The organism is Cupriavidus sp. GW821-FHT02F09, from assembly GCF_059421605.1.
Map to the genome: position 1 here is coordinate 231,468 of NZ_JBWKVH010000002.1, position 14,297 is coordinate 245,764.

Annotated in this window: 11 protein-coding genes; 2 read left to right on the top strand and 9 right to left on the bottom strand. The window is 66.2% G+C overall.

Going from position 1 to position 14,297, the window contains the following annotated elements:
- Nucleotides 1-9: 9 nt before the first annotated feature.
- The 4 genes from gsiB to AC07XB_RS03785 all read right to left on the bottom strand — a co-directional run bounded on the left by gsiB (nucleotide 10) and on the right by AC07XB_RS03785 (nucleotide 5,676).
- Entirely contained in the window at nucleotides 10-1,557 is a 1,548-nt protein-coding gene (gsiB, locus tag AC07XB_RS03770; RefSeq protein WP_492826375.1) for a glutathione ABC transporter substrate-binding protein GsiB, read from the bottom strand.
- Between the two features lie 23 nt (nucleotides 1,558-1,580).
- On the bottom strand, nucleotides 1,581-3,470 hold the full coding sequence (locus AC07XB_RS03775; protein WP_253928213.1) for a dipeptide ABC transporter ATP-binding protein: 1,890 nt from the start codon (nucleotides 3,468-3,470) through the stop codon (nucleotides 1,581-1,583).
- Between the two features lie 152 nt (nucleotides 3,471-3,622).
- The gene (locus AC07XB_RS03780; RefSeq protein ID WP_492371683.1) at nucleotides 3,623-4,576 is read right to left on the bottom strand and encodes an isoaspartyl peptidase/L-asparaginase family protein; all 954 of its coding nucleotides are present in this window, start codon (nucleotides 4,574-4,576) and stop codon (nucleotides 3,623-3,625) included.
- A gap of 5 nt (nucleotides 4,577-4,581) precedes the next feature.
- Nucleotides 4,582-5,676, bottom strand: coding sequence for a MurR/RpiR family transcriptional regulator (locus tag AC07XB_RS03785; RefSeq protein ID WP_492826378.1), 1,095 nt, complete (start codon nucleotides 5,674-5,676; stop codon nucleotides 4,582-4,584).
- Nucleotides 5,677-5,932: 256 nt separating this feature from the next.
- Between AC07XB_RS03785 and AC07XB_RS03790 the strand changes: the two genes are divergently transcribed.
- A complete protein-coding gene (locus AC07XB_RS03790) occupies nucleotides 5,933-7,879 on the top strand; it encodes an ATP-binding cassette domain-containing protein (protein ID WP_492371681.1) in 1,947 nt (648 codons plus the stop codon).
- Between the two features lie 81 nt (nucleotides 7,880-7,960).
- Here the strand turns inward: AC07XB_RS03790 and AC07XB_RS03795 are convergent, their stop codons facing one another.
- The 5 genes from AC07XB_RS03795 to alr all read right to left on the bottom strand — a co-directional run bounded on the left by AC07XB_RS03795 (nucleotide 7,961) and on the right by alr (nucleotide 12,439).
- Nucleotides 7,961-8,446 (bottom strand): disulfide bond formation protein B, encoded by a 486-nt coding sequence (locus tag AC07XB_RS03795; protein WP_006161979.1) that lies wholly within the window; start codon nucleotides 8,444-8,446, stop codon nucleotides 7,961-7,963.
- A gap of 59 nt (nucleotides 8,447-8,505) precedes the next feature.
- Nucleotides 8,506-9,159 (bottom strand): GNAT family N-acetyltransferase, encoded by a 654-nt coding sequence (locus AC07XB_RS03800; protein WP_492371680.1) that lies wholly within the window; start codon nucleotides 9,157-9,159, stop codon nucleotides 8,506-8,508.
- 25 nt (nucleotides 9,160-9,184) lie between these two features.
- Complete coding sequence (locus tag AC07XB_RS03805) at nucleotides 9,185-9,766, bottom strand: hypothetical protein (RefSeq protein WP_492371679.1); 582 nt, start codon at nucleotides 9,764-9,766, stop codon at nucleotides 9,185-9,187.
- Nucleotides 9,767-9,842: 76 nt separating this feature from the next.
- Nucleotides 9,843-11,204, bottom strand: coding sequence for a DNA repair protein RadA (radA, locus tag AC07XB_RS03810; RefSeq protein WP_006161974.1), 1,362 nt, complete (start codon nucleotides 11,202-11,204; stop codon nucleotides 9,843-9,845).
- Between the two features lie 119 nt (nucleotides 11,205-11,323).
- A complete protein-coding gene (gene alr, locus AC07XB_RS03815; RefSeq protein ID WP_492371678.1) occupies nucleotides 11,324-12,439 on the bottom strand; it encodes an alanine racemase in 1,116 nt (371 codons plus the stop codon).
- Between the two features lie 461 nt (nucleotides 12,440-12,900).
- Between alr and lplT the strand changes: the two genes are divergently transcribed.
- Complete coding sequence (gene lplT, locus AC07XB_RS03820; RefSeq protein WP_492371677.1) at nucleotides 12,901-14,220, top strand: lysophospholipid transporter LplT; 1,320 nt, start codon at nucleotides 12,901-12,903, stop codon at nucleotides 14,218-14,220.
- Nucleotides 14,221-14,297 lie beyond the last annotated feature (77 nt).

The window sequence follows — 14,297 nt, forward strand, 5'->3', positions numbered from 1 at the left end:
CCAATGCGCTTACTGCTTGATGTCGATCTCGTCGAAGCTGAACGAGCCGTCCGGCGTCACGTAGGCGCCCGTCAGGCGCTTGCTGCGCGCATACAGCACCTTTTCAGTCACCAGGAACGCCCAGGGCGCATCCTTCCAGATGTGTTCCTGCGCATCCTTGTACAGACGGGCCTTCTCGCCACGGTCGGTGGTACGCAGGGCGCCGGCGATGTCGGCGTCGACCTGGTCGTTCTTGTAGTACGCGGTGTTCAGCAGCTTGGGCGGCATCGATTCCGAGGCCAGCAGCGGACGCAGCGCCCAGTCGGACTCGCCGGTCGATGACGACCAGCCTACGTAGTACATGCGCACGCCGGCATCTTCCGGCTTCTGCACGCTCTCCACCTTCTCGACGCGCTGGCCGGCCTCAAGCGCTTGCACGGTCGCCTTGATGCCGACTTGCTGCAGTTGCTGCTGCACGAACTGGATCACCTTCTGCGCGGTGGTGTGGTTGTACGCGGACCACAGCGTGGTCTCGAAGCCGTTCGGGTAGCCGGCTTCCTTGAGCAGCGCGCGTGCCTTGGCCGGGTCATACGGCCACGGGCCCAGCTTCTCGGCGTAGTCCACGCCCGCGGGCACCACGCCGTCCATCGGCGTGGCGTAACCGGCGAAGGCTACCTTGGCCAGCGCGTCCTTGTTGATGGCGTAGTTGATGGCCTGGCGCACCTTGGGGTCGTTGAACGGCTTGACCATGGTGTTCATGCTCAGGTAGCGCTGGATGATCGAGGGCGAGGCGATCAGGTCCACCTTGGCACTGCCCTTGAGCACGGCCGCCTGTTCGAACGGAATGCTGAAGGCAAAGTCCGCTTCGCCGGTCTGCATGATGGCGGCACGCGTGTTGTTGTCCACCACCGGCTTCCAGGTGATGGAATCGATCTTGGGATAGCCGGTCTTCCAGAAACCGGCGAATTTCTTGCCCTTCAGGTGATCGGGCTGCTTCCACTCGACGAACTCGAACGGGCCGGTGCCGACCGGATGGAAAGCGATGTCCTTGCCGTACTTCTGCAGCGCTGCGGGCGAGATCATCACGGCGGACGGGTGGGCCAGCACATTGATGAACGGCGAGAACGGCTCCTTCAGCGTGACCTTGACGGTGTTGGCGTCGACCACTTCCGTCTTGGCCACGCGGTTGAACAGCGTGTAGCGCTTGAGCTTGTTGGCCGGGTTGGTGACACGGTCGAAGTTGGCCTTGACGGCGGCGGCATCGAAGGCTGTGCCGTCGTGGAACTTCACGTTCTTCTTCAGCTTGATGGTGTACGTCAGGCCGTCCTTGCTGGCTTCATAGCTCTCGGCCAGCACGTTGATCAGCTTCATGTCCTTGTCAAAGCCGAACAGGCCTTGGTAGAAGGACTTGGCGGCGGCTTGCGACAGCGTGTCGTTGGCGTCGTACGGATCGAGCGTGGTGAAGGTGGAGTACACCGCCATCACGGCATCCTTGGCGGCAAAGGCGGGACCTGCGCCGAACGCGGCCAGGGCCAGGCCACCGGCGATCAACTTGGAAGGGGCCAAACGGGTCATCATCGATTCTCCTTGGTTTCGTCAGTTCAGTAGGCGCCGCCGATGGCGTGCCGGGCTACAAAATGATGGGATGCGGCGTTGCCGCCAACTGCTACGAGCGGTTGCACCACCGGCTCGTCGCCAAGCGCGCGGATCGGGCTGGGCATTTCGTCCGAGAGCGGCTCGCGCTTGAGGTGGCGGCGCGCCGGATCGGCGATCGGCACCGCCGACATCAGCTTCCTGGTGTACGGGTGCTGCGGGTTTTCAAAAATGGCGCGGCGCGGGCCGATCTCGACGATCTGGCCCAGGTACATCACCGCCACGCGGTGGCTTACGCGCTCCACCACGGCCATGTCATGCGAAATGAAGAGGAACGCAATGCCCATCTCGCGCTGCAGGTCCAGCATCAGGTTGACGATCTGCGCCTGGATGGAAACGTCGAGCGCGGAGACCGATTCGTCGGCGACCACCACCTTCGGGTTCAAGGCGAGCGCGCGCGCAATGCAGATGCGCTGGCGCTGCCCGCCCGAGAACTCGTGCGGGTAGCGCGAGGCGTGCGCGGCCGACAGGCCCACCTTTTCCAGCAGCCAGGCCACGCGCTGCTCGGCCTCCTTGCCGCTGGCCACCTTGTGCACCAGCAGCGGCTCCATGATGGAGTAGCCCACCGGCACGCGCGGGTCGAGCGAGGCGAACGGGTCCTGGAAGATGAACTGGATATTGCGGCGCAGGGTCTGCAAGGCGCCGCCACGCATCTGGCTGATGTCCTGTCCGTTGAACTCGATGGTGCCACTCTGGCTGTCGACCAGGCGCAGCAGCGAGCGGCCGGTGGTGGACTTGCCACAGCCGGACTCGCCCACCAGCGCCAGGGTCTCGCCGGGGTAGAGGTCAAAGCTCACGCGCTCCACCGCGTGCACGCGGCGCGCCACGCGGCCCAGCAGGCCACCCGGCACGTCGAAGCGGGTCACCAGGTCGCGCACGCGCAGGATCGGCGAGGCGTCCACCGCCACCGTATCCTGCGGCACCGGCGCCACCGGCTCGCCCTGGTCCAGCTGCACCAGCGGGAACTTGGCCGGCCAGTCGGTGCCGCGCATGGCGCCCAGCTTGGGCACCGCGGACAGCAGCGCACGGGTGTAGGGATGCGCGGGCTTGCCGAAGACTTGCTCGGAGGTGCCCTCCTCCACCTTCTCGCCGCGGTACATCACCAGCACGCGGTCGGCCACCTCGGCCACCACGCCCATGTCGTGGGTGATGAAGACCACGGCCATGTCCATCTCGGACTGCAGGTTGCGGATCAGTTGCAGGATCTCGGCCTGGATGGTGACGTCGAGCGCCGTGGTGGGCTCGTCGGCGATCAGCAGCGCCGGCTTGCACGACAGCGCCATGGCGATCATCACGCGCTGGCGCATGCCGCCGGAGAGCTGGTGCGGGAAGCGGTCCAGCACGCGGCGCGCCTCGGGAATGCGCACGATCTCCAGCATGCGCAGGGCTTCGGCGCGCGCCTCGGCGCGGCTCTTGCCCTGGTGCAGGCGGATCGATTCGGCAATCTGCTCGCCCACCGGAAATACCGGGTTGAGCGAGGTCATCGGCTCCTGGAAAATCATCGCCACGTCGCTGCCACGCACGCGGCGCATGGCAGCGCCATCGGCGGTGGCGAGATCGAGCACCTGGCCATTGCGCCGTCGCAGCGCCATGCTGCCGGTGGCGATCTTGCCGCCGCCGTGTTCCACCAGGCGCATCAGCGCGAGCGAGGTCACCGACTTGCCCGAGCCCGACTCGCCCACCACGGCCAGCGTCTCGCCACGATCGACGTGGAAAGACAGGTTGCGCACGGCTTGCACCGTGCGCTCCGAGGTGGAGAAACGCACGGTGAGATCGTTGACGGCTACCACGCGTTGCGCTGGCAGGACGATGGTCGACTGGGAAGAGGATGCAGCCACTGGGCCCCCTTTAGTGCCTAGGTTGATGCTTTGTTGGTGCTTTGTTGGTGCTTTGCTTGGTGCTTTGCTTGGTGCTTTGCTTGGTGCTTTGCTTGGTGCTTTGCTTGGTGCGTTGCTTGCCATGCGGGTGCCGCTGCCGTACTCGCGCACGCTCAGCCGTAGATCCACACATTGACCGGCTCGCCAACCCGGGCGAAGCCGCGGTACATGCCTTCGGTATTGAACGGCAGCGTGACGTTGCCGTCACGGTCCACGGCGATGAGGCCGCCGCGCCCTTCGATGGCAGGCAGCTTTTCCATCACCACGCGGCGTGCGGCTTCTTCCAGCGGCACGCCCGCGTAGCGCATCTGCGCCGCCACGTCGTACGCGGCCACGGTGCGGATGAACATTTCACCGGTGCCGGTGGCGGACACCGCCGCCACATCGTCGGCAAAGCAGCCGGCGCCGACGATGGGCGTATCGCCCACCCGGCCTACCTGCTTGTTGGTCACGCCGCCGGTGGAAGTCGCTGCGGCCAGGCGCCCCTGCGCATCGAACGCCACCGCGCCGACCGTGCCGAACTTGGTGTCCGGGTCAATGGGTTCCGCAGCCAGCGTGGCGGCGTCGTGGTCCAGCAGGGTCGTGCCACTGGCGGCGCGGGCGCGCGCCCACTGATCGGTGCGCGCCTGCGTGAAGTAATAGTCCGGTGTCACCAGTTCCAGGCCCTGCGCTTGCGCGAAGGCCTCGGCGCCCTCGCCGGCGAACAGCACGTGCTGGCTCTTCTCCATCACAGCGCGCGCGGCCAGCACCGGGTTGCGCAGGTGCTTGACGCAGGCCACCGCGCCGGCGCCCAGCGTGGCGCCGTCCATGATCGCGGCGTCCAGCTCATAGGTGCCGGCGTGGGTCAGCACCGAGCCGCGCCCGGCATTGAACAACGGGCAATCTTCCAGCAGGCGCACGGCCTCGGTGACAGCGTCGAGCGCGCTACCGCCATCGGCCAGCACGCGCTGGCCGGCCTCAAGCACAGCGCTCAGCGCGGCGGTGTATTCGGCTTCCTTGGCGGGGCTCATGGCGGCACGGGTGATGGTGCCGGCGCCGCCGTGGATAGCAATGACTGGGGTGTTCATGAGGTTCACGATGCGTTCGGGGAAGTCTTTTTGCGGCGTGCCGTGGCCGCCTTGGCGCGGCCTTCGGCCGCTTCGTCGTGGCGTTGTTCGCGTTGGTCACGCGGCTCGCGCCCATCCCGCCCTTGTCCGGGGGGCGCGCCGTGCAGCCACGGCAGCAGGAAGTCGGTCATCTCGGCGGCGGCCTTGACGGCATGCGCGGCGCGATACGCCACCGCGCCGCACAGCGCCTCGATAAAGGCCAGCACAGCCGCATCCGAATTGGCGGAAAGCTGGCGCCCGGTCTGGGCGTACAGCGCGATGTCGGCCAGCGGCGCCAGCGGCGAAGTGGGCCCGTCGGTCAGCGCCAGGATATGGGCGCCATGCGAGCGTGCACGCTTGGCGATGGCCACGGTGTCATACACATAGCGCGGGAAGCCGATCACGATCAGCAGGTCGCGCGGCTGCAACTTGAACAACTGGCGCGCCGCGGTGGACGCGCCGCCCGCGCCCGAGACCGAGATCACGGTGCGGCAGGACATATCCAGCCCATGCTGCAACAGCCCTGCCAGGAAGCCGCTGGCGCCGAAGCCCACCACGAAGACGCGCTCCGCCGCCAGGATGGCCGCCACCGCGCGCTCGCAGGTCTCGGCATCGAGCGCGCGCCGCGAGGCTTCGAGGTTGCGCACATCCTCCTCCAGCGACGCGGCAAACACTTCGGCCACCGTGGCGGGACGCGCCAGTTCGGTGCGCAATTTCTCAACTGGTGCAAGCGTTGCCTCGAAACCGCGCACCAGTTCGGCGCGGAACTGCGGGAAGCCTTCGAAGCCCAGCGCATGCGCGAAGCGGTTCGCGGTGGCCACCGACACCGCCACGGCATCGGCAAATTCGTCGATGCGCATGGTGGCGGCGCGGAACGGGTTGCCCAGCACGTACTCCGCCATGCGCTGGTGCGCTGGCGTGAGCGTGGGCAAGGCGCGGGCGATGCGCTCCGCGATCGAAGCGCTGCCGTTACTGCCGTTACTGCCGTTTTTTCCGGCAGAGCCGTGGGTACCGTTACCGTTGGTCATGGCGCGTGCATTGGGTTGGTCGGAGATGCGCGCGGCGGGAAACAGCGTTTTCATCCAGCGCGGATCTATGTAAATAAATTTACACGCAAACCCCATGCCATGAAAATAGAGTTTTACCAGCCCAAGGGTTTTCACCTAGGAACATCGAAAACGAAGACGGCCATACGCCATGCGCCGAGCGTTGCGGGGGCGCCGCCATACGAAGCGGCTACAATGCCGGGTTGCCCCGTGCCATGCCGGGGCAGGTTAGATTTCGAGCTACAAGGGCAACCGCCCCAGACCCGCAGCCTTCTTCAGCCTTTCCCCTCCCGTGATCCGAATCGACCAGCTAGTCCTCCAGCGCGGCACCAAGGTGCTGTTCGACCACACCAGCGTGACGCTGAACCCCGGCGAGCGCGTCGGCCTTGTCGGTGCCAACGGCAGCGGCAAGTCGACCCTGTTCGCCATGCTGCGCGGCGAATTGCAGGCGGACGGCGGCGACGTGGCCATCCCGCCGCAGTGGCGTACTGCCCACGTTGCGCAGGAAACCCCCGCGGTCATGCGCAGTGCAGTGGATTACACGATCGACGGCGATACCCGGCTGCGCGACATCGAAGCGCGCATCGCCGCGGCCCAGGCCAGCGGCGATGGCAGCGCAGAGGGCGAAGCCCACGCCGCCTTTGCCGATGCCGACGGCTACACCGCGCCGGCACGTGCGGAGGCCCTGCTGCTGGGGCTGGGCTTTACGCTGGCGCAGGTATCGCAACCGGTGGCCTCGTTCTCCGGCGGCTGGCGCATGCGGCTGAACCTGGCGCAGGCGCTGATGTGCCCGTCCGACCTGCTGCTGCTCGATGAGCCCACCAACCACCTGGACCTGGACGCCATCGTCTGGCTGGAAGACTGGCTGGCGCGCTATCCGGGCACGCTGGTGATGATTTCCCACGATCGCGAATTCCTCGATGCGATCTGCAATGTCACCGTGCACATCGAGAACCAGCAATTGCGCCGCTATGGCGGCAACTACAGCCAGTTCGAGACGCTGCGCCTGCAGCAGATGGCCTTGCAGCAATCCGCCTACTCGCGCCAGCAAAAGGAAATCGCCCACCTCGAATCCTTCATCACCCGCTTCAAGGCCAAGGCCAGCAAGGCACGCCAGGCGCAGAGCCGGGTCAAGGCACTGGAGAAGATGGAACGGCTGGCGCCGGTGCATATCGCTGCGGGCTTTGCGTTCGAGTTCCGCGAGCCGGATTCGGCGCCCAACCCGATGATGGTGCTCGAAGGCGTGGACTGCGGCTATCCCGCTCCCGCGCCGGACGCGCCGCCCGTGACCATCCTGCACAACCTCACGCTGTCGATCCAGACCGGCCAGCGCATCGGCCTGCTGGGCGCCAACGGCCAGGGCAAATCAACCCTGGTCAAGACGCTGGCCGCCTCGCAGGAAGCGCTGGCCGGCACGCTGCGCCAGGGCAAGGGCCTGCAGATCGGCTACTTTGCCCAGCACCAGCTGGAAACGCTGCGCGATCACGAGTCGCCGCTGCAGCACTTGGCCCGGCTCGCGCCGGACACCCGCGAGCAGGAACTGCGCGACTTCCTCGGCAGCTTCAATTTCCGCGGCGAAATGGCCACCGCGTCGATCGAGCCGTTCTCCGGCGGCGAGAAGGCGCGCCTGGCGCTATCGCTGATCGTCTGGCAAAAGCCCAACCTGTTGCTGCTGGATGAGCCAACCAACCACCTGGACCTCGACACCCGCGAGGCCCTCACCATGGCGCTGGCGCAGTTCGAAGGCACGCTGATCGTGGTCTCCCACGACCGACACCTGCTGCGCGCCACCACCGACCAGTTTCTGCTGGTGGCCGACGGCACCATCCAGCCCTTCGATGGTGACCTGGACGATTACCGCGACTGGCTGCTCAAGCAAGCCGCGGCCAAGCGCAACGCGGCCACCGCCGCGCACGCACAGGAAGACGGCGAAGCACCAGCGGCCTCCACCGCCAACCGCCGCGACCAGCGCCGCGCCGAGGCCGACGAGCGCCAGCGCCTGACGCAATTGCGCAAGCCGCTGGCCAAGGAGCTGGAAAAGGTGGAAAAGCGCATGGCCGTGCTGCAGCAGGCCAAGAGCGAGATCGACACCTTCATGGCCGACGAAGCCAGCTACGCGGAGGCCAACAAGGCAAAGCTGCTGGAAATGCTCAAGCGCCAGGGCGAGGTCGGTGGCGAGCTGGACACGCTGGAAGAGCGCTGGCTGGAGCTGCAGGAGCAGATCGAGCTGATCGTTTGATCGTTGGATCGTGCGAGGGGTGCCGGGGGCGGCAGCCCCCGGGATGCGCGCGCCGGCAGCCGCCGGTGCGCGCCAGGCAGATCAGCGGTAGTTCTTCTCGCGCCGGATCATGCCGACCGCCAGCGTGGCGGACAGGATGAACAGCCAGATCAGCGACCATGCCGGGATCGACAGGCCGAAGATCGGGGGCAGCGGCGTGGTGCACATGCCATCCGAGTAGAACACCTGCGGCAAGATCTTGGCCGTGGGCAACTGGTTGACCCAGTTCTCCAGCGGATCGATGCCGCAGCTGGCCTTGGGGTTGAGCAGCAGCGACACGTGATAGCCCGCCACCGCGATGCCGGCCACGCCGGACAACATGCCCAGGCCCTGCCACAGGCTGCGCGTGTTCTGCGCAATGGCGGCCAGCAGCGAGAACAGGCCGATGCCGACGAAGGCAAAACGCTGCATCACGCAAAGCGGGCAAGGCTGGTAGCCCTCCACATGCTGCAGGTAGAGGGCATAGCCGACCAGGCCGAACGAAATCGCGGCGATCAGCAAAAAGAAACTACGGGAATTGGCTTGCATGGCTCACTAGCAGAAAAGGGCCGGGCGACATGCGCCGGCGCGCAATACGAGGCACATTATTACCGATTTTGCGGACCGCGCCCGCCCAATCCGTTGCGATGGGCAAGGCGCTGCTTGCGGCGGATTGACGCATGCCAGCGCGCCAACGGCAAGCGGTAGAGCCAATGCTTGCGCAACGGGCTGTCCGGCGCGACCGCCGGGTGCTCGAAGGTGCCATCCGCCACCATGCCCAGGCGCTCCATCACGGCCCGCGAACGGACGTTGGGCAGCGCGGTGAACGAGACGATTTCCGCCAGCGCCAGTTGCTCGAAGCCCAAGCGCAGCGCGGCCTGCGCCGCCTCAGAGGCATAGCCCTGCCCCCAGTACGCCTGCGCCAGGCGCCAGCCGATTTCCACACAGGGCGAAAACGGCAACGCAGCGGCAGGCTCGTGCAGGCCGACAAAGCCGATGAATGCGCCATCGGCCTTGCGCTCGACCGCCCAAAAGCCCCAGCCCCGCTGCGCGATCAGCGCCTGGCAGCGCAGCGCCATCGCGTCGCTGGCCGCGCGGTCTAGCGGCGCGGGGAAACACGCCATCACCACAGGATCGGCATTGAGCGCGGCAAAGGGTGCGAAATCCGCCTCACGCCACTGGCGCAGGCGCAGCCGCGCGGTTTCCAGCACGACCGGCTCATGGCCAGCCGTGCCTGGCGCCGAAGGGCATTGATCGGGCATGGTGGCAACTTCTCCTGGGCCAGTGTCAGCGCGCAGCGGCGCCCTGCTCCGCCCGGCTGCGCTCGTAGGCTTTGAGCGCCCGCGCATCCGCGTGGCTGACAAGCTCGCAGAGCAGCAACGTCTTGCCAGGCAGCGCGGCGCTTTCGCGCGCCACGATGGAAACGGTGCCGAGATCGGGCAGGGGCTGCTGAGCGGCCGGCAGAGCGCGGGCAAAGCCCTTGGTGGCGGTGCCGAGCAACGTCGAAGGCTCCTGCTTGAGCTTGTAGCGCGCGGCCAGCGCCTCAGCCTGCAGGCCTTGCACCAGCACACCCGCCGACGTACCGGCGAATACCACTTCATCACTTTGGAAACCGTCCTGCCCGATGGGCTGCGGCAGCTTGTAGATGGCCGCGCCCAGCCTGGACAGATCCGGCTTGGCGAGCTTCTCGGCGGCCTCATAAAGCGCGGTGGCGGATTTCGTCGTGTAGGGCGGCTTGCACAGCGCTGCGTCAAAGAACGCCTTGCTGGCATCGGCCGCGGCGGCGGCGCCGGACACCGAGAGCAGCGTGGCGCCGCAGCCGATCGCGGCTAGCAGGCCGGCGTGGCGTCGGACGTTGAAAGTGAGCATGGATGAACTCCGATTAAAAAGTGCTTCGGAATATACCCAAAGTTGCTGGAAAAAGGGCAGGAATGGGCCGAAAGCCTCACTCCATATGCCGAACCCGGTCGATCGCCTGCTCCAGCCGCTCCACCGCGATCACTTCCAGGCCCTCGATCTTCTGCTTGGGCGCGTTGGCCTTGGGGATCACCGCGATCGAGAAGCCCAGCTTGGCCGCCTCGCGCAAGCGGTCCTGCCCGCGCGGGCTGGGCCGGATCTCACCGGCCAGGCCGATTTCGCCAAACACCACCAGGCCGCGTGGCAGCGGCTTGTTGCGCATGGAGGAGTGAATGGCCAGCAGCACCGCCAGGTCGGCCGCCGGCTCGGTGATCTTGACCCCGCCCACGGCGTTGAGGAAGACGTCCTGGTCAAAGCAGGCAATGCCGGCATGGCGGTGCAGCACCGCCAGCAGCATGGCCAGCCGGTTCTGCTCCAGACCCACCGCCAGGCGCCGCGGGTTCGGCACGTTAGCCGTATCGACCAGCGCCTGCACCTCCACCAGCAGCGGGCGCGTGCCCTCCTGCGTCACCAGCACGCAGGAGCCGGGCACCACCTGCTCATGCTGCGACAGGAACAGTGCTGACGGGTTGCTGACCCCGCGCAGGCCGCGCTCGGTCATGGCGAACACGCCCAGCTCGTTGACCGCGCCAAAACGGTTCTTGAAGGCACGGATCAGGCGGTGCGAGGAATGCGTGTCGCCCTCGAAATACAGCACGGTATCGACGATGTGCTCCAGCACGCGCGGGCCGGCCAGGCTGCCGTCCTTGGTCACGTGGCCGACCAGGATGATGGTGGTGCCGGTGCTCTTGGCAATCCGGGTCAGCTGGGCCGCGCACTCGCGCACCTGGGCGACCGAGCCTGGGGCCGAGGTCAGCGCATCCGAGAACAAGGTCTGGATCGAATCGATCACCGCGACCTCGGGCTTTTCCACCTCCAGCGTGGCCTGGATCTTCTCGAGCTGGATCTCGGCCAGCAGCGCCAGGTGCGGGCTGTCCACGCCCAGGCGCTGCGCCCGCAGTGCGATCTGCGCGCCGGACTCCTCGCCGCTGACGTACAGCACGCGGCGCTGCGCGGACAGGTTGGCCAGGGCTTGCAGCAGCAAGGTGGACTTGCCGATGCCGGGATCGCCGCCGATCAGCACCACCCCACCCGACACCAGACCACCGCCGAGCACGCGGTCGAACTCCTCGATGCCGCTGGAAAAGCGCGGCACGTCGGCGGCGTCGATCTCCGACAGGCGCTGCACCATGGCCGAGGCCGCCAGCGGCTGGAAGCGCTTGGTCGAAGGGGTTTCCGCCACGCTCTCCACCAGCGTGTTCCATTGCTGGCACTGTGGGCACTGGCCTTGCCAGCGCGGCGAGGTGCCGCCGCACTCGGTGCAGGTATAGACGTTCTTGGGCTTGGCCAACTGAGGTCCTAGGGGATGCTGAAGGGGATGCTGAAAAGGATGCGCAAGGAAATGGCGGGGGCTCGGGATCGGTCGCCTGGGCCGGGACGAAAGCCCCGGCCCCTGCCCTGCATGGCCGCTCAGGTCAGCGCAGGCTGCTCCGGCGCGGTCAGGGTCGCCACGGTGACGGGCACCCGGGGCGCCAGCGCGCACATCAGTTCGTAGCCCACGGTGCCGCTGGCCACGGCGACGTCGTCGATCGGCAAGCCCTGGCCCCACAGGGTCACGGCGCTGCCCACCTTGGCTTTCGGACAAGGCGTCAGGTCGACGCAGATCATGTCCATGGAGACCCGGCCCACCAGATGGGTGCGCACGCCGTCGACCAGCACCGGCGCCGGCTTGTCGCCCCAGCCTGCGGCGTGGCGCGGATAGCCGTCGGCATAGCCGCAGGCCACCACGCCGATGCGCATCGGCCGCTCGGCCGTGAACAGCGAGCCATAGCCTACGGTATCGCCCGGCTGCAGGTCCTGCACCGAAATCAGCTCGCTGTGCAGCGACATGGCCGGCTGCAGCCCAAAGCTGGCCACATCGGCCGCGACGCCCGAGGGCGAGGCACCGTACAGCACCACCCCGGGACGGACCCATGCGCGATGGGCCTGGGGATGCCACAGCGTGGCGGCCGAGTTGGACAAGCTGGCCTCGCCCGGCAGGTTGGCGGTGGTGGCGTCGAAGACTTCCAACTGGTGCGCGACGCCGCGCGCGCTGTCGGCGTCCGAGAAATGGGTCATGTGCACAATGCTGCCTACGCATGGCAGGGTTCGCGCACGCTCCCAGGCTGTGCGGTACTGCTCCGGGCGGAAGCCCAGCCGGTTCATGCCGGTGTTGAGCTTGAGCTGGATGCCCAGCGGCCCCTTGGGACGCGCCACTTCCAGCATGCGCAGTTGTTCCTCGCAATGCACCGCGGTGGTGAGACGGTACTGCTCCAGCAAGGGCACGTCCTGCGGCTGGAAGAAACCCTCTAGCAGCAGGATCGGGCCTTGCCAGCCCAGTTCGCGCAGCAGCACGGCTTCGTTCAGGTCGAGCAGGCCGAAGCCGTCGGCAGCGCGCAGGCCGGCGAATGCCCGGCGGATGCCGTGGCCATAGGCGTTGGCCTTGATCACAGCCCAGACGCGCGACTGGGGTGCGCAACGGCGCACTACGTCCAGGTTGTTGGCCAGGGCCGGTTGATGAATGACGGCGTGAATGGGTCTTGGCATGGGATCGCTTCTAGTGCTTTCTAGTGCTTTCTACTGCTTCTAGTGGCTTGCGGCGCGGCGGATCGGCGGGGATCCTGGCTGTCTGGCCGGATCACTTCCGCCGGGTGGATGCACCATATCCGGGAAGACCCGGTACGCGCAGCGCGTCGCACAGACGTTATTTGAACACATTAGGGCAAACATTTAGGGAATCGCCGCGCGCTTGCGCTGTCCAACCGGCGGCCCGCGGAAGCTCGGAATCGCCTTATTTTCGTGTTATAAAGCCGGACGTTCCGGCCATGTTTTAAAAGTGATGCAATATGTCGAACACGGTCAGGCAAACTGCGCAGCGATCCCACGGCTGGCCCGGGCATCACTTTGACAACGACGCGGGCCCAGGTTCCCTACAGGCAACAACAGCACCCAGCGGCGCGCTGCTGCCTGACATGTACGGTGATAGCGATGGAGATAGAGTCCAAAGTATGAAGAAGGGTTTTTATACCATCATGGCCGCGCAGTTCTTCTCCTCGCTGGCCGACAATGCGCTCCTCATCGCCGCTATCGCCCTTCTGACCGAGCTGCACTCCCCACAGTGGATGACGCCGCTGCTCAAATTGTTCTTCGTGCTGTCCTACGTCGTGCTGGCCGCCTTCGTGGGCGCCTTCGCCGACTCGATGCCCAAGGGCAAGGTGATGTTCATCACCAACACCATCAAGATAGCGGGGTGCGCCATCATGATGTTCGGGTTGCACCCGCTGCTGGCCTACGGCATCGTCGGGTTCGGCGCAGCGGCATACTCGCCCGCCAAGTACGGCATCCTCACCGAGTTGCTGCCGCCCGAGAAACTGGTCGCCGCCAACGGCTGGATTGAAGGCCTGACGGTGTGCTCGATCATCCTGGGCACGGTGGTGGGCGGGGCACTGATCTCGGTGCACATCTCGCATCTTCTGCTCGGCATCGACGTTCCCTACGTCAACACGGGCATCAACACCCCGGCCGAGGCAGCCATGGTGGTGATCATGCTGTTCTACGTGATCGCAGCCGTGTTCAACCTGTTCATCCCCGAGACGGGCGCCCGCTACCCGCAGCAGGAAAAGAACCCGATCAAGCTGATCGCCGAGTTCGCTGATTGCTTTACCGCCCTGTGGCGCGACAAGCTCGGCCAGATCTCGCTGGCCGTGACCACGCTGTTCTGGGGTGCCGGCGCCACCCTGCAATTCATCGTGCTGAAATGGGCGGAAAAATCGCTCGGCCTGAACCTGTCGCAAGGCGCCCTGCTGCAAGCGGTGGTGGCGGTGGGCGTGGCGGTAGGCGCGATCATGGCGGCCATGCGCATCCCCTTGCGCAAGTCGCTGTCGGTGCTGCCGTTTGGCGTGGCGATGGGCGTGGTGGTGATGCTGATGGCCTTCTACACCAAGAACAGCCTGCCCGAAATTTCGCTGGATGTGCTTGGCATGCACATGCCGCTGTACATGGCGATCGCCTACGTCTTCCTGATGCTGGTGGGAGGCATGTCCGGCTACTTCGTGGTGCCGATGAACGCGCTGCTGCAACACCGCGGGCACGTCCTGCTGTCGGCCGGCCATTCGATCGCCGTGCAGAACTTCAACGAGAACGTCTCGGTGCTGCTGATGCTGTGCCTGTACGCGCTGCTGATCAAGCTCAATGTGCCGATCGGCATTGTCATCGTGGCCTTCGGCATCTTCGTATGCGCCACCATGCTGCTGGTGATGCGCCAGCACCGCTACAACGTGCGCAACTTCAATTCACTCGCCATGATCGGCGAGGACAAGCACCACTAAGAGGCTGTTTCAAAATGAAGCGAAGCGGTTCTGGCTAGGCGCGCGGCCGCAGACAGTACAAGTGGATCGGCCAAGGC

Excerpts from the sequence above, each read along its gene's own strand:
- gsiB (WP_492826375.1), bottom strand. The coding sequence starts at position 1,557 with ATGATGACCCGTTTGGCCCCTTCCAAGTTGATCGCCGGTGGCCTGGCC.
- AC07XB_RS03780 (WP_492371683.1), bottom strand. The coding sequence starts at position 4,576 with ATGAACACCCCAGTCATTGCTATCCACGGCGGCGCCGGCACCATCACC.
- AC07XB_RS03785 (WP_492826378.1), bottom strand. The coding sequence starts at position 5,676 with ATGAAAACGCTGTTTCCCGCCGCGCGCATCTCCGACCAACCCAATGCA.
- AC07XB_RS03795 (WP_006161979.1), bottom strand. The coding sequence starts at position 8,446 with ATGCAAGCCAATTCCCGTAGTTTCTTTTTGCTGATCGCCGCGATTTCG.
- AC07XB_RS03800 (WP_492371680.1), bottom strand. The coding sequence starts at position 9,159 with ATGCCCGATCAATGCCCTTCGGCGCCAGGCACGGCTGGCCATGAGCCG.
- AC07XB_RS03805 (WP_492371679.1), bottom strand. The coding sequence starts at position 9,766 with ATGCTCACTTTCAACGTCCGACGCCACGCCGGCCTGCTAGCCGCGATC.
- alr (WP_492371678.1), bottom strand. The coding sequence starts at position 12,439 with ATGCCAAGACCCATTCACGCCGTCATTCATCAACCGGCCCTGGCCAAC.
- lplT (WP_492371677.1), top strand. The coding sequence starts at position 12,901 with ATGAAGAAGGGTTTTTATACCATCATGGCCGCGCAGTTCTTCTCCTCG.